Here is an 18,099-nt window from a genome sequence, read left to right on the forward strand (position 1 = left end):
ACTCACAACCCCGGTGGCGCTAATACGCATTCCGCCAATCTCTTCAGATCCGTTTTCAGATAAACGCCTGTGACATCCATATCGGAATGGCCAAGGACTTCAGAAATAACAGGAAGTGGGGTACCCATTTCCAATAACATAGTTCCTGCCGAGTGCCTGAGAGAATGAAAACCAGAATGTTTATTCTTGTCCCTGCGGATTCCAGCCTTATTCATGTATTGAAATATGACATTGCTTAAATGATCATTATCTGGGAAATGGTCGAAGGGAGGCATGTGCTTGATGAAAACATAATCAGAACCATCGTATTTGGGTCTGCCATTCTGGATATAGTCAATAACTGCCCAGCCAACAGGTTCAGGAATAGGCAGTGTCAATGGTTTATGTGTTTTGTTTTGAATGATATTAAGTGTTTTGGACTCCCAATCAAAGTTACTGAATCTAAGATCTTTGATGTCCCCTACACGGAAGCCCAAAACGCATGCAATCAGGATCATTGCATAATTCCTTTTACCAATAGGGCTTGAACGATCAATGACACTAATCAATCGCTTGATTTCATCAAGCGTCCAGGCGGAAGGGATTTTTGCGCTTTTTGAAATCGGCGCCATATGAATCATCGAGGGTATATCTTCAGTGAGTATTTGTTGGCTGATCAAATATCTAAGGAAATGTCGTAATCCGCAAATCTTTTGTTCAACCGATTTATAGCTTAAGCCCGCAAAAGTGTGGATATACAGATTACAAAGCTCAAGATTCAAGCCGCTCAGATCATAAACATCTTTTTGATTTAGATAGTCCAGAAATTCCGTTGCCGTACATTCATAATGCTTTACAGTGCATTTAGACAGTTCGCCCGATTTCAAATATGTCAGATAACCATTGTAAATCTCCAGATGTTCTTTACAGATCTGTATTGGATTGTGTGATGCGTAATATCGACGTGTGAGAACTTGATAAATCCTGTAATCTTCAAGCATATTGACAACGCGTAACAGCTGCACACGCTGTTGTGATAGTGTTCCGTCGTTATATCGTGTTTTCAAACCATACTGCTTTTCAAGGTAACGTAGACCCTTCTCAATGTCGAATGAAGTATCGCCATATGTCTCATTGAGGAAAGATCCAATCTTAGTCCATTCACGCTGGTAAAACTGAATGGTTACTGGATTGTAGTTATTTTTGTTGAGTAACTGTATTAAACCTGCCGTTATTTCTTCCAGCCTCATGTCCGATTCTCCTTTCTAAGATGTGGCATCTTCAATATCAAGATAGATAGAAAATCGGTTCATTATAAGTCTTATAGTCAGCCTTTTGCAGAGTCATAATGAAAGAAGAGGGATCAGTATTATGTGGAGATAATCAGAACAGTGGTGGGAGATAACACGGATATAATCCGGTTAACTCGGCATAATGCAATACTCTACATAAGGATCTCCGATTTCTCCACTGCTGGCAAATGTCTATCTGAATGAATTCGACAAGGAACTTGAATCCAGAGGTCTGCACTTTACCAGATACGCAGATGACTGCATCATCTGTGTCAGAAGTGAAGCAGCAGCCAACAGAGTGATGAAGTCGGTAACAAACTGGCTCGAAAAACGTCTTCGCGTACAGGTTAATGCAGCGAAAACAAAAGTAGCACGGCCTAACCAAATCAAATATCTTGGACATTCCTTTTACTTCAAAGATGGAAAGTGGAGACCTAAGCCGCATATCAAATCATTGAAGAAGCTGGAATACAAGCTGGTGCCGCTGTTAACAAGGAAATATAACATTCCGATGGACCAGAGGATAACCAAAATAAATCAGGTTGTACGGGGATGGGTCAATTACTATCGTCTGTGTAACATGAAGACGGCCCTGAAAAAGATTGACAGCTGGGTACGGCTGCATATCCGGATGATCTACTGGAAACAGTGGAAAACGGTCAGAAACCGGGCTAACCACCTGTACGCACTTGGTATGAAAACATACTGGGCATGGCGTTATGCCAATACGCGTAAAGGAATCTATGCCTCGGGACTATTCCTAAGTCGCTGGATTACCAATGACCTCTTGAAAAGAGAGGCCGGATTGATCAGCTCGGAAGAGTATTTTACCTTGGTACATGTAACAGTGTTGTAATTTGTTGGTGTTTCGAACCGCCGGACGCCGAACGGCTTCTCCGGTGGTGTGAGAGGAAAAAAAAGATGAGAGCTCACGCTCTCATCCTCCTACTCGATTCTAATCTGATCACTTACTATCCTATTTAATAGGAATACGTGCCATCGGCAGGCAGATGATGCAGGATAGCTACAATGAACGGCAGTGAAACCAGTGCTGAAATGACTTGTGATACGGCCTGTGCACTCTCCAGTCCGCTTAAGCCAAACAGAGCTGTTAACAGCAGCACCGCCGGAATCATGACCAGGCCGCTGCGAAGAGCGGCAAGGAAAGTTGCCACTTTGGCTTTGCCAATGGACTGGAACAGCATGTTGCCAAAGACAGACAGTGGTTCCAGCCACAGGGCCAGGCACTGCCTGTGCATGGCATGGATACCGATTTCAATGACTTCCGGGTCGTTGCGGAAGAAGGCAACCATCTGGGCACCGGCAAACATGCCGGCAAAGCCAAGGACTGCCATGATGACAGTTCCCAGCAGTAAGCCAAACAGGAAGCCGTTCTTTACGCGGGAATAGATTCTGGCACCATAGTTGAATGCCGATACAGGCTGGAAGCCCTGGCCGATGCCAATGGATACACACAGCAGGAAATTCATGATGCGGTTGACGATGGAGATCGCCGCTACGGCGGCATCTCCATAGCCGCCTGCACATGTATTCAATACCATCATGGATACCGAGTTCAGTCCCTGGCGCATCAAAGACGGCATACCAACCGCAATAATATTGGAAGTAACTTCGCGGGTCGGCTTGAAGTAAGACCAGCCCATGCGGCTCTGTGTTTTGCCCTGCAGATATGGCAGCAGCAGAATTACGGCGCTGATGTATTGGGAGACTGCTGTGGAAAGACCGGCACCGGCGATACCCATATGGAAAACACGGATCAGCAGGGCATCACCAAAGATATTCAGAATACCGCCGGTCGTCAGGCCGACCATGGCATAGAAGGCTTTGCCCTCATAGCGCAGGATGTTATTCATGACACAGCTGGATGTAAATGCCGGTCCGGCAATCAGGATATAGAATGCATAGGTGCGGGCATAAGGCAGGATTGTTTCCGTTGAGCCAAGCAACCGCATAAACGGATTGATGAATGCCATGCCAAGTGCCATGATGATCAATCCTGCAAAGATGGAAAGATAGAAACTGACAGCACTGTACTGTCTGGCTCCTTCAATATCTCTGGCACCCAATCGGCGGGAAATGTTGGATCCGGCCCCATGGCCGAACATGAAGCCAAAGGCCTGCAGGATGGCCATCAGGCCAAACACAATGCCGGTGGCACCGGAAGCGCTGGTGCTGATCGTGCCAACAAAGTAGGTATCCGCCATGTTGTAGATGTTGGTGACCAGCATGGAAACAATGGTCGGGATACTCAGTGATAAGATCAGTTTTGATACCGGGGTCTTGACCATCCGGTTATATTGCTGTTCTGCATCTTGTTCCATGGGTGCAATTATAACCAGAATTTTACCGTTCTGTGATTTTTTTATTACAGTTGTTTTTCATACAGCACACTGTCATCAAAACTGGATGTATCCGGAACACATGTATACATCATCATTTCTGACAGCTCGTTATTCAACTGTCTGACAGTGCGGATCACACCGTCTGCACCCTCCTGCAGCAGTGGTTTCAGAATCACTCTGCCAAGCGATACCGCATCCGCACCAAGGGCAAGCGTCTTGTAGCAGTCATAGCCGCTTGCAAGGCCGCAGTCACAGAAGATGGCAACCCCGCTGCCCGCCAGTGCTTTTTTAATGTCTTTGAGCATCGCCGCCGGAGGCATACCGCACGGAATGCGGCCGTGGTGGTGGGAAACCACAATCGCAGCACAGCCAGCTTCTTTGGCTTTCACAGCATCCGTCACACTCAGCACGCCTTTTGCCACAAACGGCACGGCACTGTGCTGGCAGTATTCCTTCAGATCCGCAAAGTATACCGGACCTAAAGGCATGCCATCCACGACATCATAGCCGCCATCTTTGCCGGCAATGTGATCAATGTCGACGCCAACCGCAACGGCCCCCTGATCACAGGCAAAATCAATCTGTTCCAGGATCGTATCATGATCCGCAAAAGGCTTGATAATCCGCACCGTATCGGCACCTGTTTCCATGATGCGCGCAAAGGTTTCATCTGATTCCATGCCGACCCAGTTCAGCATATGCAATTGCTTTGCAGCAAGCGCATATGCCTCCATCGGCATATGGCCATTTTCACCAACTTTATTCAAATGTGAAAAGGCAGGCATCATCAGCGGCGTATCATACGTACGGCCAAAGATCTTTGTATGCAGATCCGGCTTGACGCTGTCAATCACCCGCATCTCTACCAGCATATGATCCAGATAACGCCGGTTATGCACATTGGCATCATCCTCTCTGCCATCCGTTACCGGAATCAGTCCCTTGGGTCCCGGCCATTTCTCTTCACTCATCTTTTACTCCTCCTGTTCAGCTTCATTGTAGCCCTGTTTCACTTTGTTCTGCCACAAGAAAACCCCGCCGCTGCATCACAGGCTTCGGGGTTCTCTTATCATATTCTGCTGTACTCAGGCTTCTTTCTTGACGTGGCGGTAGCTTGTTGTACTGACCGTCAGGATATAGCCGCTCACCTTCGGATTGATCATCAGGGCACCGCCGTTCTGATAGATCGGCACACAGGCATAATCATCCAGAAGCACTTTCTCAGCCGCGATCAGATCATTCCAGCGTGCTTGGGAATCTGCCGCATCTTCCCCGGTTTCTGCCTGATCAAGCAGCGCATCATATTCACTGTTGAAATAGGAACCGGTATACCCTGGAGAATTGGACTTGTACAGATCCAGGAAGGTCTGTGGATCATCATAGTCAGGTCCCCATCTGGTCAGGCCGATCTCATAGTCATTGCTGTTCATCAGCTGCAGTCTTGTCTTCTTGGGCCTGCTGTCAAGGGAAACTGTCAGACCAGGCAGATTTGTCTGCAGCTGTGACTGCAGGTTTTCAGCCACGGCCTTGCACTCCTCAGAGTCATCATACAGCAGCGTAATGCTCACATCCCCGCCAAGGGCTTCCTTTGCCCTTGCATAGGCGGCCTGTGCTTCTGCTACATCTTCGCTGATCAGATCACCGGCCGTATCACGGAAGTATGTGCCATCCGGTCCCGAAGCAAACTGCTGGGGAATAAATCCCTGGGCTGCCACAGAACCATCCTTCAATACATTATCGGTAATGCTTGTGCGGTCAATAGCCTTGGAAATGGCTTCACGCAGATCCTTGTTCTGGAAGCGTTCATCCGTGAAGTTAAACGCAAGTCTCCAGGAAGAGCCCTGCATTCTGGTTGTAAAGCCAGCTTCATTCTTCATGGCATCTACCTGTTCACTTGTCAATGTCACAAAGTCAATATTGCCGCTCTGATATTCCAGCAGTGCAGACTGCGTATCCTGCAGGAAGCGGATGCGGATCTGATCTGTATAGATCGTATCTTTGCCCCAGTAATCGGGATTCTTGGTAAAGGTATACTGGTTGCCCGTTTCCCAGTCGGTCATTGTATATGGCCCGCAATACAGCAGGTCATCCACACTCTGGGCATAATTGTCACCCTCAGATTCATAGAATTTCTGGTTCAGCGGGAAGAAAGACGGGAAACTCATCAGTGAAAGCATGAAGGAACACGGCAGGCTCAGATGTACGACAAACGTCTGATCATCGGTGGCTTCTACACCAAGTTCACTGACCGGCAGTGTACCGGCAATGACTTCATCTGCATTTTCAACATGGATCGCCGAAGCAATGAAGTTATATTCCGATGCGGTATCAGGATCCACAAGCCGCTGCCAGCCATAAACAAAATCAGCAGCCGTGACGGGATCGCCATTGGACCACTTGATACCATCCCGCAGATGGAATGTATAGGTCTTGCCATCATTCGAAATATCCCAGCTCTCTGCCAGATCCGGCTGGGCTTCCCCGTTTTCATCACGCTCTGTCAGGCCTGACTCACATAAGCCCTGCATGACAAAGGATGTACCATCGGTTGCTGTTTCATAGTCCATCGTATTCAGGTCCGCATCCACCGCAATTGTCACAAGACTGGAACTGCTGGATGTTGAGGCAGACGATGGCGTGGCCGCCGCCGTGCCGCAGGATGCCAGCAGTGCGGCAGTCAGGCCTAGAAAACCAATACTTCTTGCATGCATAATACTTTCCCTCTCTTTCTATGAGCGAAAGTGTAGTCTTCCCAAAGCACGGCCTCAAGAAAATGCAAGATGTTTCTGTAAGAAGGATGGCATTATTTTCGAATAAAATGTAAATTGTTGCAATTAAAAAAGATGGCCCGAAGGCCATCCTAGCTTGCAAGACTCAGAATACTTTGTGGTCCATGATTCTGATCTGACCATTATGTTCCAGATTTTTCAATACGTGGAAATCAACTTCAGACATATAGGCATGGACAACAGAATTCTGTGTCTCGTAAGTAACAACAAAAACGTCACTCTTACGATTCATCATTCTATTTCCTTTCTGTAACGCTTGAATGCTTACGATGATATGTTAGCAGTTGATTCCTTCACTTGCAAATGTGATGCTCAGTCTTCCAGATCCTGCATATCATTCAGCAAGTTCTTCAGCTCTTTCAGCTCATCCAGCGTAAACGTAATGCCCTTCCCCATGCGGCGGGTGCCATCACTCATCTTTGACCAGTTGCGCAGATCATACACCGGTTCCCCGTCATTGTAGCTGATCAGATTTAATTCTTTTGTATACACACTGCCGGTTCTGGCCTCTTTCTTACTTACAGTCCCAAAAGACTGCTCAATATCATAATGAAACTCACTGTCCGCCATGATAATCCCTCCTGTGTTTTCTCACATGATACATGCCTGCATCATCTGGATGCAATACCTTTGGCAAAGAAAGCAAAGCCAATGCCATCATTGCCGGCATAAGATCCAATGACAGCACCCATGCGGGAAATCAGGAAGGAAGCAGGATCCTTTCCCTCATACAGGACCGCAGAATCTTTGATATATTTCTGCAGCATGTGATCGTCAAAGCCAGAGTACACCATGCCAAAAGGCTCCTCCAGATGCCAATGTCATTAAGTTAGGGCTTGATGATTGAAACGCTTTGTATTTTGTAAGAATACAAGGCGTTTTTTTTGATGGCCAAAAGGTCCGTATTTTTTTGGATGATTTTCTAAAAAACACTTGACAGCCAAAAATCAGCCTTTTTTACACAATCCGAAGGAAATTGTAGGAGGAAAAATTCATTATGATTTCCATTGATTCTGTTAAGTGCGTAGATGACATTTTAGCCAAGGCCATTGATATGGTCGAGCAAAATATAAGCTGCTATTGTACGCAGCCAGGTGTTGACTTCACTCGGATACGTGCACTGCCCGCTGGTATTCTGATTCGCTTCCTTATCCAGAAACAGGCCAAGGCATTAAACCAGGAACTCTCTGATTTCTTTGTTTCCAAAGTCCCGCCGTCTGCTTCGGCTTTCTGCCAGCAGCGTTCAAAGCTCGATCCCGAAGCTCTTGAAAGAGTAATGCACTTAATGACTGAAAACATTCCTGGAACCAGATTCTTCAAAGGCTATCGTGTATTCGCTTGTGATGGATCAGATGTACGTATCCCTTATAACCCTGATGATCCAGAGACATTTCTGAAGAATGATGAGAACAGCCAGGGCTACAATCAGCTTCATCTCAATGCTCTGTATGACGTTCTGAATCGCGTATATACAGACGCTATGATAGATACGAAACAGAAGTCTCATGAGAAAGGCGCTCTGCTTGATATGCTTAAAGCCCATGATCTGCCAGCCAAAACGATTATTACTGCTGACCGCGGCTACGAAAGCTATGAGCTGCTTGCCTATATGCTTGAAAACAGCATTCACTTCGCCATTCGTATAAAGGATATATTCAGCAGCGGGATCTTATCTGCCATTGATCTGCCAGATGAAGAATTCGATCGAGATATCACTCGTATATTGACAAGAAGCCAGACGAAAGAGATCAAGCAAAACAAGCAGAAATACGTATTCCTGCCATCAAACGTAAATTTCAGTTATCTGGATTTTGATCATCCGTTCTACAATATGACTTTCCGTGTCGCCCGTTTCAAAATCACGGACGGTACTTATGAGTGCCTGGTTACGAATCTGCCCAAAGATGAATTTTCCATCACTGAGCTTAAGGAACTTTACCATATGCGCTGGGAGATTGAAGGTGCATTCCGCCACTTGAAATACGATACAAACATGGTTTACTTCAATTCAATCAAGCAGAAAAACGCAAGACAGGAAATCTATGCCGCTCTCATCATGTACAACTACACCCAGCTTCTGATCAATGCTGTGCCGGTAGAAAAGGATGGCAGAAAATGGACGTATCAGATTGCTTTTAAGCCTGCCGTTACGAATGCGCGATTATTCCTGAAGAAGCTTATTACGACAAAAGCATTCATAGACAGAATAAAAAACTTCCTGAGTCCCGTACGACCAGGAAGAAAGTTCAAGCGCAATATAAAGTCACAACCCGCAAGACTGTCACTCTATAGAGCTGCCTAAGCAACTTCATTATACGAGGTCAGCCTTTGGATTCAATGATAAAGTGACAGATTGCTCAAAAGATGTTTTCGTCATGCCTTCTTTTCGAGAACCTCTGGATTGTCCTCTAAGAGCTGAGCAAAAAAGAAGCTGAGTCCTGAAGAATAACATTATTATTCTTCATCCAGCTTCTTAACTTAACGGGTCAAAATCTCAATATCACTTTCATGAGCTTATCTTAATGACATTGCTCCAGATGCAATCCTTCTTTTTGCACATACTGCATCAGCAGATTGCCGCCGCTTTTCGAACCGCGGGCTGTGCCAAGCAGTGATACTTCACCATCCACAATCTGGATGACCGGCTTGATGCCAAGCACTCTGCCAGCCATGGCTTTCACGGCAGAGATACGGCCGCCCTTCTTCAGATATTCCAGTGTATTCAGCAAGGCAATGATCCGGATCTGTTTTCTGTCTGCCTCCAGCCGGGAAACAATGGTCTCTGCATCCAGGCCTGCCTCACGGTACATACATGCCTTGCGCACAAGCAGCTGTTCTCCCATACTGCATGTCTCGCTGTCCACAACATAGACGTGTTTCATCTCTCTTGTACCAAGCAGCGCAGAATGATAGCAGCCGGAAAGCTTTGAAGCAATCGTCAGTATGACTGCTTCATCTTTTTCCTGCATTTCACTCTGCAAAGCTTCCTCATATTGAAACGGCGGAATCTGGGATGTCTTGGGAAATACATCTGTTTCAATGAGGAAAATAAGCAAGAAATCCCAGCAATTTATTGCGGGGAGGAATTGCTTTCTTTTTCTCTTTCCGGGGAGTGATCACCACCTTTGCCATCATACTGGTTCTGAATATAACGCTTGATAGTTTCTTTGCTCATGTTGCCTACACTGCCAACATAGTAGCTTGGCGCCCATAACCTGTCTCCCCAGAACATCGCTTTTCTGATTTCCGGATGTGCTTTCAGAAACAGTCTGGCAGATGCACCTTTCAGGTTTTTTACAACATCGGTAATGCTGTACTTTGGCTTGAAGCTGCATAGCAAATGGACATGATCAGGCATCACTTCCATTTCCTGAATATCCACATCTGCCAGTCCTGCAATGCTTTGAAGAATGCCCTTCATCTCATTCACCAGTTCCGGTGTGCAAAAGCATGGGCTGCGATACTTCGTGCACCAGATAATATGGAAATGCAGATTATATACGTATCCGCGTTCATAAACAGCGTCCTCAATTCGGTCAATATGTCTTTTCATATGTGTAACCCTTTCACACTTGGATTATACATTAATATTGTTCAAATAGTACAATACATATGTGTTATAATATAGGCATGAAGAAGATGGCAGAATACACGTTTCATATTGGACTGCAGATGCGGGCTTATCCGTCTTACAGGCAGAAATCCGTCATCCGTATGAATGGCGGTGCATCACGCTTTGTATACAACCGTCTTGTGGCTGTACACAACGAGATGTTCCAGCTGAAAAAGAGTGCGGCTGTGTCATCAGCAGATGCCGGCAGGCTTTCTTTTCTGCAGGCGTCCTATCAGGATGCCAGAGCGATTAAGAATGCCGCACCGTTCCTGTGGGACTGTGATTCAGACATGGTTCTTCATACGATAGCCAACTATCAGCGTGCCTGGAAACAGTTCAGGAGCGTTAAGGGAACACGCATTCCGACCTTTCATAAATTCGATAACACATATTGCTATCAGACGAGCAATCACTATGCCAGAAAGAAGCTTGATGCCATTCCACATGTGATTGGTCTGTATGAAGGAAGCGCCCGCTTCAAGGACAAAAATCATATTGTGCTCCCCATGCTTGGCACGATTCGTGTCAAAGGCTCACCAAAGCTTGTGAGTGCATTGCTGGATCGCACATCTGAGACACGCATAGGCACGGTTTCCATCCGTCTGGATGCATGCGGTGACTGTTACATTTCGCTTGCCCTGGCATCCGATGAGCCATTTCATCATGCTTATACGCAGACAGGGACAGCCGTCGGTATAGACATGAATCTGACAAACTTTTTCACAGACAGTGACGGCGTGGCTGTTGATCAGCCGCACTGGCTGAAGAAGGCGGAGAGGAAGCTGTGCAAGGCACAGCGGGCGCTGTCACGCAAGTACGAGGCTGCAAAGCGTGACGGCAGAGACTATCGTACATGCAGAAACTATCAGGAAGCACGTATCAGACTGGCAGAGTGCCATCGCCATGTGGCAAATCAGAGATTGAACTTTATCAGATGCATGGCAGACAAAGAAGTCAAAAGCCACGATTATTTGTTTGCAGAAGATCTGAAAGTTTGCAATCTGAAGAAGAATCACACATTGGCAAAAGCAATCTCAGACAGTGGATGGCGTACTTTTCTGACAGAACTGCAGAACACTGCTTCCAAACACGGTAAAACATGTCTGCTTGTCGATCCAAAGCACACGACGCAGACATGCTCAAAGTGTGAGCATGTCATGTCAGGCGACAGCAAAATTGTGCTTGGTCAGGAAGAGTGGACATGCCCGATATGCGGCACGCATCATGTGCGTGATTACAATGCCGCAGTAAATATCAAAAATGCCGGTCTTTCATTATTGAAAGAATCCGGCATGGCAATAGATATCCGCTGATCAGCGGTATGGCAGTATGTTCTGCCTAATAGTTTGGCAACTCACTATGATAACCGCCCTCTCATTGGCAGACCTCCACTTACCTGCTGAGGCAGATAAGCGAGTCCGCTGTATCAGGGCAAGTTGAAGTGTATCAGTGCATGTCATGCATGTACTGATGTTCCTTCAAGCCTGCAGCTTCAGCTGCGGGTAGTTGACCCAGTTTTGCATAGAATTCATCCGGTGTCATGATCACACCATCCAGGTATTCCTGCTCTTTAAAGCGCACATGCAGAGGCAGGATGGTTACGCCAAGCGCAGCTGCCTGTTTTTGACTCAGGTCACAGCCGCTGTCCGCAAAGATTCTGATCATGGTATCCTCCATTGCGACATTTATTTATAAATGTCGCATAGAGATGGATAGTCTACCGTGATCAGAGGATGCCTGTCAACGCAAAAAAGAATCTCAGGCATGCTGAGAATTCTTCTTTGTAAAGCGCTGCTGAAGATGATGTATATGATCCAGGATCCAATGATACAGTCGGTTGAGCTTGAGGATGGTCCAGCGCACCGCCTGCATGGTTGGATATGTCAGTAACATGAACAGGATGAAGATCATGATTGCCTGCAGTGACAGTGATGTCAAAGAGAGCAGACTGTCAAAGAAGAAAATACAGAAGAGGGCTGCTGCCGCACATCCCGCCAGGACAAACCCGCGGAACAGATTGAATGGCTTGCAGGCATGATAGAGAATGACCAGTCCGACCGTCATGGCAATGATGACTGCCATGGTATTGGCTTCTGCTTCCGAAAAACCAAACGCACTGGCATACACATTCACGCCTCCGATCAGGATCAGCTCACACAGGCCGCCGGGGAATGCATGATAGAGCACATTCGACAGAAAGTGCCCCTTGATGCGGCCGTCATTTGGCTGCATCGCCAGGAAGAAGCCCGGGATGCCAATGGTCAATGCACTGATAAATGACAGCTGCAATGGTTTGAGCGGATAGGACAGGTGCAGGATAACACACATGATGGACAGGGTTACCGAGAAGATGTTTTTGCTGAGGAACAGCCGGGCGGAACGGTCAATGTTATTGATGACCCGTCTGCCTTCGGCAACGATATCCGGCACTGCAGAAAAGTTGGAATCCAGCAGAACAAGCTGGGCAATCTGGCTTGCCGCATCTGAGCCGCTGGCCATGGCAATGCCGCAGTCTGCCTCTTTCAAGGCAAGCACGTCATTGACACCATCACCCGTCATAGCCACATGATGGCCCTGTTTCTGCAGTGCCACCACCATCTTTTTCTTCTGGGCCGGCGTTGTTCTGCCAAATACCGTATATTTCGCCACTGCTGCAGCGATATCCTCATCACTCGTTAATGTGGAGGCATCCACATAGCTTTCACTATGGGGAATATGTACCTGTGAAGCAATCCGGGAAACCGTTTCCGGATCATCACCAGAGATCACCTTCACCCGCACTTTCTGCTTTGCAAAGTAGGCAAATGTATCCGCCGCATTCTTGCGGATGTTATTGGAAAGAATGATCAAGCCAAGCGGTTTGGCATCTTCGGCATGAATCACCCCGCCATCCAGATGATCCACCGTTACAGCAAGAAGAACACGCATTCCCTTGCGTACATACGGTTCCAGATGCGGTCTGATCTCATCCATCTTTTCGTGGTAGATAAACTGCGGTGCGCCAACGGCGACATTCCATCCTTCTGAAAAGGATGCCGCCGAATATTTGATCGAAGAAGTAAACGGCACGATCTTTGTGCAGTGCCAGTGCGGATCTTCCCTGAAGAACGCTTTCAGGGCATCACCGGTCTCATTGCTTTGGTCAAACGCATTGGCATAGGCACTCATGATGGATACAAATTCCGGCTTGGATAACGAACGATCCAACACTTCATAGGCTTCTGTCTTCATGCCGGGCTCCGTGATGGTGCCGGTTTTATCTACGCAGAGCGTATCAATACGTGCCAGTGTTTCAACGCAATTGAGGTCCCGTACAAGCACACGCTTCTGGGTCAGCCGCAATACGGATGCCGCCAGTGCAACGGAAGTCAAAAGATACAGGCCTTCCGGAATCATGCCAATCAATGCAGCAACAGTAGACTGAATGGCATCGCCAAAGCTGTTATGCAGTGTCAGATACTCATTGCAGAACAAGAGAATACCAATCGGCACAAGCATGAAGCCGATGACCATGATCAAACGGTCAAGTGACCGCATCATGTCACTCTTGGCAACCTTGACATTAGTAGTCGCCTCTTTGGAAAGGCGTGATGCATAGGATTCATCACCAACGGCAGTCAGTCTGACAAGGCATTTTCCGGTTGTGCAGGCAGAGCCTGAATGCAATGTATCACCAATTGTTTTTTCAATGTCATCTTCCTCACCGGTAAGCAATGATTCATTGACTTTTACTTTGCCCGAAAGAATGACGGCATCAGCCGGAATCTGATCTCCGCCGCACAGTTCCACGACATCATCACGCACAAGCTGATCGCTTGGAATCTCAATTCTGCCCTCAGCCCGAATGACCGGATATTTTCTGGCCGAAAGAATGGTCAGCTTATCAACGGCTTCCTTACTCTTAAGCTCCTGGATGGTACCAATCAGGGTGTTGCAGATGACAACACCAAGGAAAGTGATGTCCTTGTACTTACCCGCGATCAATAAAAGAATTGCCAGAACAATAAAGATCAGGTTAAAGGGAGTCAGCACATTACGGCGGATAATCTCTTCTTTTGTCTTCGTACCGCTTTCTGCCGCTTTATTGACAAGACCATGCCGGATGCGGCTATCCACCTCATCCTGACGAAGTCCTCTCATTTCAATCTTTTCTTCACTCATATCCATTCACCACCTTCATTGTAATGCCTGAAAGCGCAGGCTGTGAATTGCATCAAAGAGACAGAATTTCACAATTGTTTAAAATGACAGAATCCTGCCCATAGGAATGTTATGATAATAGCATGAAAAGACATGATGAAAATGAACAAATCCAGAATCCTAAACAGCTGCAGCTGCTGCTGGATCAAAGAAGACTGCCATTAACGCCGGAAGGAGAACAGAAAGTGCTGCAGCAGCTCGCTGCCACCGTTTCATCTTCCCATTTTCTGGCAGCGATACAGCCAGTGCCGGAAATGAGCGGATCACCTGAGGTGCCGGCAGATCACATCAGCCATGTCACTTTACTGCAGGCAGACGGCAAACGCTACCTCCCCGTTTTCTCCTGTGAAGAAATGATGCAGTATATGCCAGGAAAGATTGATGAGCACATGCAGCTGTACTGGGCCGATATTGTTGATCTGGCATCATTCCTTTCCATCAACCGCAATGTGGAAGCAGCCGTCGTCAATCCCGGCAAAGATGATCTTGTCTTAGATCTTCCTCTTTTAACAAATCTTCTGAACCAATACAATACCAGCCCATTCATACAGGCATAACAAAGGATAGCTACCTGTTCATCTAAGTACTGCAATTACTTTTCTTCCAAGCTGATCAAATAGGCACAGTACACCTCACAAACCCCAACCGCAAGCATTGCAAACAAGTTGAAGTTGTAAACAATTTTGTGATCCAGTGCAAGTATGAAGGTAATACTGGTAAATGCGGCAATTACATGAATCATCATATTCAGCGTTTTCAGACGTTTTTTCCTGTCATTCTTATCCATTTATTGAAATCCTTTCGACACTAAACAATTGGCGCAGGACACTGCAAATGCAGTGTACCAAAAAGGACCGAATGGTCCTTTTATTGAGAAGATATTGTGCTGTTACTCTACATTCTGGATCATGGCCAGAATGTCATCCTTGATGGCATTGTTCACATCCAGAGCCGTTTTTCTGTCTTTCTGCATGGAGTAGAAATAGAACTTGATCTTTGGCTCAGTGCCGGATGGACGAATGGCAAACCAGCTTTCGTTGGCAAGGAAGAAGCGCAGTACATTGCTTGCCGGGATGTCTTCATATCCATCTTTGTAATCGATGACTTTTACAACCGGAATACCAGCCACTTCCTTTGGCAGATTGGCTCTGACATATGCCATCATGCGGGAAATGCGCTGGGCACCAGGGATGCCTTCCAGAATGATGTTTGGTTCTGCTTCGGCATAATAGCCATACTTCTGGTAGATATCATCCAGGACATCAAACAGTGTCTTGCCCTGTTTGCGGTAATAGGCTGCGGCTTCTGCCACCAGCATTCCCGCCGAAATACCATCTTTATCACGGATTTCCGGATGGGCTGCATAGCCAACCGACTCCTCATAGCCAAACAGATACGTATAGCCCTGCTTCTGCAGATCCGGAATGCGGCCGCAGATGTTCTTGAATCCGGTTAAAGACTCAAACATTCTGACTCCATATGCCTTGGCAATACGGGTGGAAAGATCAGATGTCACAATGGACTTGACCATGGCACCATTCGCAGGCAGCGTTCCTGCTGTCTTATGTCCTTCCAGAATGTAATTGACAAGGATATAGCCAGTCTGGTTGCCGTTGAGCGGGATGTAGTTTCCTTTATCATCCCGGATTTCAATGGCAAACCGGTCACTGTCAGGATCGGTTGCCATCAGCAGTTCTGCTCCGCTCTTTCTGCCAAGCTCTTCACTCATTTTGAACGCCTTGGGATCTTCCGGATTCGGATAGCCGACGGTCGTGAAATCAGGATCCGGATTTTCCTGTTCCGGCACAATCTGCCAGTTGGTAAAACCGCGGTCTTTCAGCATCTGCCGGAACGGCTTTGAGCCGGCACCATTGAGCGGTGTATAAACAAGCGGAATGGAAAGATCCAGTTCATCGCCATGGTGAATGGCCAGGCTTTCAATGGCATCCAGATACATGCGGTCATAGCTGTGATCCAGCACGGTAATCAGGCCGTCTTTGACGCCCTGTTCAAACGGAATGGCATGAACGCCATGGAACAGATCCACCTTCTCAATGCATGCTGTCATGCCATCCGCGATATCACTGGATACCTGGCAGCCATCACTCCAGTATGCCTTGTAGCCATTGTATTCTTTCGGGTTGTGGCTGGCGGTGATATTGATGCCGGATGTGGTATGCAGTTTGCGGATTAAAAAGGCAAGCTCCGGGGTTGGCCGCAGATCATCAAAGACATAGACTTTGATTCCCTTTGCAGCATAGATCGATGCGGCCAGTTGTGAAAATTCTTTGGAGAAATGGCGGGGATCATGGGCAATGATCACTCCTTTGTTCATTGCCTCTTTGCCATGGGCGGCAATATAATCCGCAATTCCCTGAGAGGCACGTCCAACTGTATATCTATTCATGCGGTTGGTGCCAGCACCCACTTTGCCGCGCAGACCGGCGGTGCCAAAAGACAGATCCTGATAAAAGCGGTCTTCGATCTCAGACGGATCATCTTTGATCGCCGTCAGCTCACCACGCAAAGGATCATCCTGCTCCAGCGCATCCAGCCACTGCCGGTATCTCTCCTGTGCATTCTTCATTCTGATTATTCCTCAACTTTCCTGTTCTTCAGATATAGTAGCATTTTTCACCCATTCTCCGGAAACGGTTTTCATAAGTGGCTAATGTGAGTATCAATGTGAACATTTCGTACATTTGGCCTGAATTCATTTGAACCGTAAATGCAAAGATGCTACTATTGTGATGCGCTTTCATTATAGCGTGATCAAAGGAGAGTAAAGAAATTATGAAGAAGTTAATCAAACTGGCAGCTGCTGGCATCATGGCAGCATCCCTGGCAGCTTGCGGCAGCTCCTCAACAACTGCAGCAGCTTCCAGCGCAGCAGCTACAAAGGCTGCTGAGTCTACAGCAGCAGCTACTGCTACAACAGTACCTACAGAAGGACATTACAACATTACCAACGCTACTGGCGAGAAGGTTACTGCTCTGTATGTCTACAAGACAGGTTCTTCTGACAAGGGCACAAACTATGCTGAGAATGGTCTGGATGATGGTGCTTCCGTCAAGGTTGATGTCAAGGTTGACGAGAAGGACGCTTCCGGCTATATGCAGACAGTTGAGTTCACAACTGAGTCCGGCGATACTGAGGATTCCTTCCAGACTCTGAGCCTGGAGGAAGCTGACTTCAGCCTGGTCAAGGTTGCTGATCTGAGCTCTTCTGCTACACAGCAGAATGTCACCTTCAACAAGGATGCTTCTGCAGTCAAGGCTAAGTAAGTTACCTGCTGACAATAAGTATCCACCAGCTGAGCTGGTGGTTTTTCACAAGACGGGCGTAGCCCTCTTATTACTGGCTGCGCTCAGAAGCGCATGAAGCGGTCTGCCACACGCAAACTACCGCTTTTTCCCGTTAAACGGGTCTCCCAGATCAAGTGTCAGCTGGTCTGCTGCCTTATCTTCGTCCAGCTGATGTGCGATGTATTCCTTTATTTTCTTCGTGTTCTTTCCAACCGTATCTACGTAATATCCTCTGCACCAGAATTCCCGATTACGATACTTGTACTTCATGTTTCCCCATTTCTCATAAATCATCAAACTGCTTTTTCCTTTCAGGAATCCCATGAATTGAGATACGCTGTACTTTGGTGGAATCTCTACAAGCATGTGTACATGGTCCGGACATACCTCTGCTTCCAGGATTGTTACCCCTTTCCATTTACACAGTTGTCTCAGAATTGCCCCAATCTCCAGTCTCTTCTCTCCATAAAATACTTGTCTCCTGTACTTTGGTGCAAATACGATATGGTACTTACAGTTCCAAGTTGTGTGGGATAATGTATGTGTCTCTGACATGC

General features: G+C 47.0%; 19 protein-coding genes. 5 read left to right on the forward strand and 14 right to left on the reverse strand.

The features are described 5' to 3' along the window. Positions 1-2 precede the first annotated feature (2 nt). A complete protein-coding gene (locus DHU66_RS01990) occupies positions 3-1,229 on the reverse strand; it encodes a site-specific integrase (RefSeq protein WP_108774214.1) in 1,227 nt (408 codons plus the stop codon). Positions 1,230-1,440: 211 nt separating this feature from the next. On the opposite strand from DHU66_RS01990, the gene DHU66_RS01995 reads away from it, so the two are divergent. Further along, on the forward strand, positions 1,441-2,127 hold the full coding sequence (locus DHU66_RS01995; protein ID WP_280952615.1) for a group II intron maturase-specific domain-containing protein: 687 nt from the start codon (positions 1,441-1,443) through the stop codon (positions 2,125-2,127). A gap of 124 nt (positions 2,128-2,251) precedes the next feature. Here the strand turns inward: DHU66_RS01995 and DHU66_RS02000 are convergent, their stop codons facing one another. From DHU66_RS02000 to DHU66_RS02020, 6 genes are all read right to left on the reverse strand, one after another. Continuing rightward, positions 2,252-3,613, reverse strand: coding sequence for an MATE family efflux transporter (locus tag DHU66_RS02000; RefSeq protein ID WP_209451714.1), 1,362 nt, complete (start codon positions 3,611-3,613; stop codon positions 2,252-2,254). 44 nt (positions 3,614-3,657) lie between these two features. Then, on the reverse strand, positions 3,658-4,605 hold the full coding sequence (locus tag DHU66_RS02005) for an alpha-hydroxy-acid oxidizing protein (RefSeq protein WP_108774217.1): 948 nt from the start codon (positions 4,603-4,605) through the stop codon (positions 3,658-3,660). 114 nt (positions 4,606-4,719) lie between these two features. Further along, the gene (locus DHU66_RS02010) at positions 4,720-6,345 is read right to left on the reverse strand and encodes a peptide ABC transporter substrate-binding protein (RefSeq protein ID WP_108774218.1); all 1,626 of its coding nucleotides are present in this window, start codon (positions 6,343-6,345) and stop codon (positions 4,720-4,722) included. A gap of 163 nt (positions 6,346-6,508) precedes the next feature. Next, entirely contained in the window at positions 6,509-6,658 is a 150-nt protein-coding gene (locus tag DHU66_RS12115; protein WP_167836212.1) for a hypothetical protein, read from the reverse strand. Positions 6,659-6,735: 77 nt separating this feature from the next. Then, complete coding sequence (locus tag DHU66_RS02015; protein WP_108774219.1) at positions 6,736-6,993, reverse strand: YdbC family protein; 258 nt, start codon at positions 6,991-6,993, stop codon at positions 6,736-6,738. Between the two features lie 41 nt (positions 6,994-7,034). Next, complete coding sequence (locus DHU66_RS02020) at positions 7,035-7,217, reverse strand: hypothetical protein (RefSeq protein ID WP_108774220.1); 183 nt, start codon at positions 7,215-7,217, stop codon at positions 7,035-7,037. A 203-nt stretch (positions 7,218-7,420) separates the two neighbouring features. On the opposite strand from DHU66_RS02020, the gene DHU66_RS02025 reads away from it, so the two are divergent. Then, positions 7,421-8,725, forward strand: coding sequence for an IS4 family transposase (locus tag DHU66_RS02025; protein WP_108773886.1), 1,305 nt, complete (start codon positions 7,421-7,423; stop codon positions 8,723-8,725). 217 nt (positions 8,726-8,942) lie between these two features. On the opposite strand, the gene DHU66_RS02030 is transcribed toward DHU66_RS02025, so the two are convergent. Continuing rightward, positions 8,943-9,479, reverse strand: coding sequence for a DegV family protein (locus tag DHU66_RS02030; protein ID WP_167836213.1), 537 nt, complete (start codon positions 9,477-9,479; stop codon positions 8,943-8,945). A gap of 14 nt (positions 9,480-9,493) precedes the next feature. Further along, positions 9,494-9,976 (reverse strand): IS200/IS605 family transposase, encoded by a 483-nt coding sequence (gene tnpA / locus DHU66_RS02035; RefSeq protein ID WP_108774222.1) that lies wholly within the window; start codon positions 9,974-9,976, stop codon positions 9,494-9,496. Between the two features lie 77 nt (positions 9,977-10,053). Here tnpA (DHU66_RS02035) and DHU66_RS02040 point away from each other — a divergent pair, with 77 nt between their 5' ends. Then, complete coding sequence (locus tag DHU66_RS02040; RefSeq protein ID WP_167836214.1) at positions 10,054-11,349, forward strand: RNA-guided endonuclease InsQ/TnpB family protein; 1,296 nt, start codon at positions 10,054-10,056, stop codon at positions 11,347-11,349. A gap of 133 nt (positions 11,350-11,482) precedes the next feature. On the opposite strand, the gene DHU66_RS02045 is transcribed toward DHU66_RS02040, so the two are convergent. Then, on the reverse strand, positions 11,483-11,701 hold the full coding sequence (locus tag DHU66_RS02045) for a DegV family protein (protein ID WP_167836215.1): 219 nt from the start codon (positions 11,699-11,701) through the stop codon (positions 11,483-11,485). Between the two features lie 93 nt (positions 11,702-11,794). Continuing rightward, complete coding sequence (locus tag DHU66_RS02050) at positions 11,795-14,197, reverse strand: HAD-IC family P-type ATPase (protein WP_167836216.1); 2,403 nt, start codon at positions 14,195-14,197, stop codon at positions 11,795-11,797. A gap of 122 nt (positions 14,198-14,319) precedes the next feature. Here DHU66_RS02050 and DHU66_RS02055 point away from each other — a divergent pair, with 122 nt between their 5' ends. After that, positions 14,320-14,793 carry an SseB family protein gene (locus DHU66_RS02055; protein WP_108774226.1) on the forward strand — a complete coding sequence of 158 codons (474 nt, stop codon included), beginning with the start codon at positions 14,320-14,322 and terminating at the stop codon, positions 14,791-14,793. Between the two features lie 35 nt (positions 14,794-14,828). On the opposite strand, the gene DHU66_RS02060 is transcribed toward DHU66_RS02055, so the two are convergent. Continuing rightward, positions 14,829-15,023, reverse strand: a complete 195-nt coding sequence (locus tag DHU66_RS02060) for a hypothetical protein (protein WP_108774227.1) — start codon at positions 15,021-15,023, stop codon at positions 14,829-14,831. Positions 15,024-15,125: 102 nt separating this feature from the next. Then, on the reverse strand, positions 15,126-16,823 hold the full coding sequence (locus DHU66_RS02065) for a phospho-sugar mutase (RefSeq protein WP_108774228.1): 1,698 nt from the start codon (positions 16,821-16,823) through the stop codon (positions 15,126-15,128). A 206-nt stretch (positions 16,824-17,029) separates the two neighbouring features. On the opposite strand from DHU66_RS02065, the gene DHU66_RS02070 reads away from it, so the two are divergent. Beyond that, on the forward strand, positions 17,030-17,521 hold the full coding sequence (locus tag DHU66_RS02070; protein WP_108774229.1) for a cytochrome C: 492 nt from the start codon (positions 17,030-17,032) through the stop codon (positions 17,519-17,521). Between the two features lie 117 nt (positions 17,522-17,638). Here the strand turns inward: DHU66_RS02070 and tnpA (DHU66_RS02075) are convergent, their stop codons facing one another. Then, the gene (tnpA, locus tag DHU66_RS02075) at positions 17,639-18,097 is read right to left on the reverse strand and encodes an IS200/IS605 family transposase (RefSeq protein WP_108774230.1); all 459 of its coding nucleotides are present in this window, start codon (positions 18,095-18,097) and stop codon (positions 17,639-17,641) included. Positions 18,098-18,099: the final 2 nt, after the last annotated feature.

Source organism: Lactimicrobium massiliense, assembly GCF_900343155.1.
Lineage (GTDB): Bacteria > Bacillota_I > Bacilli_A > Erysipelotrichales > Erysipelotrichaceae > Bulleidia > Bulleidia massiliensis.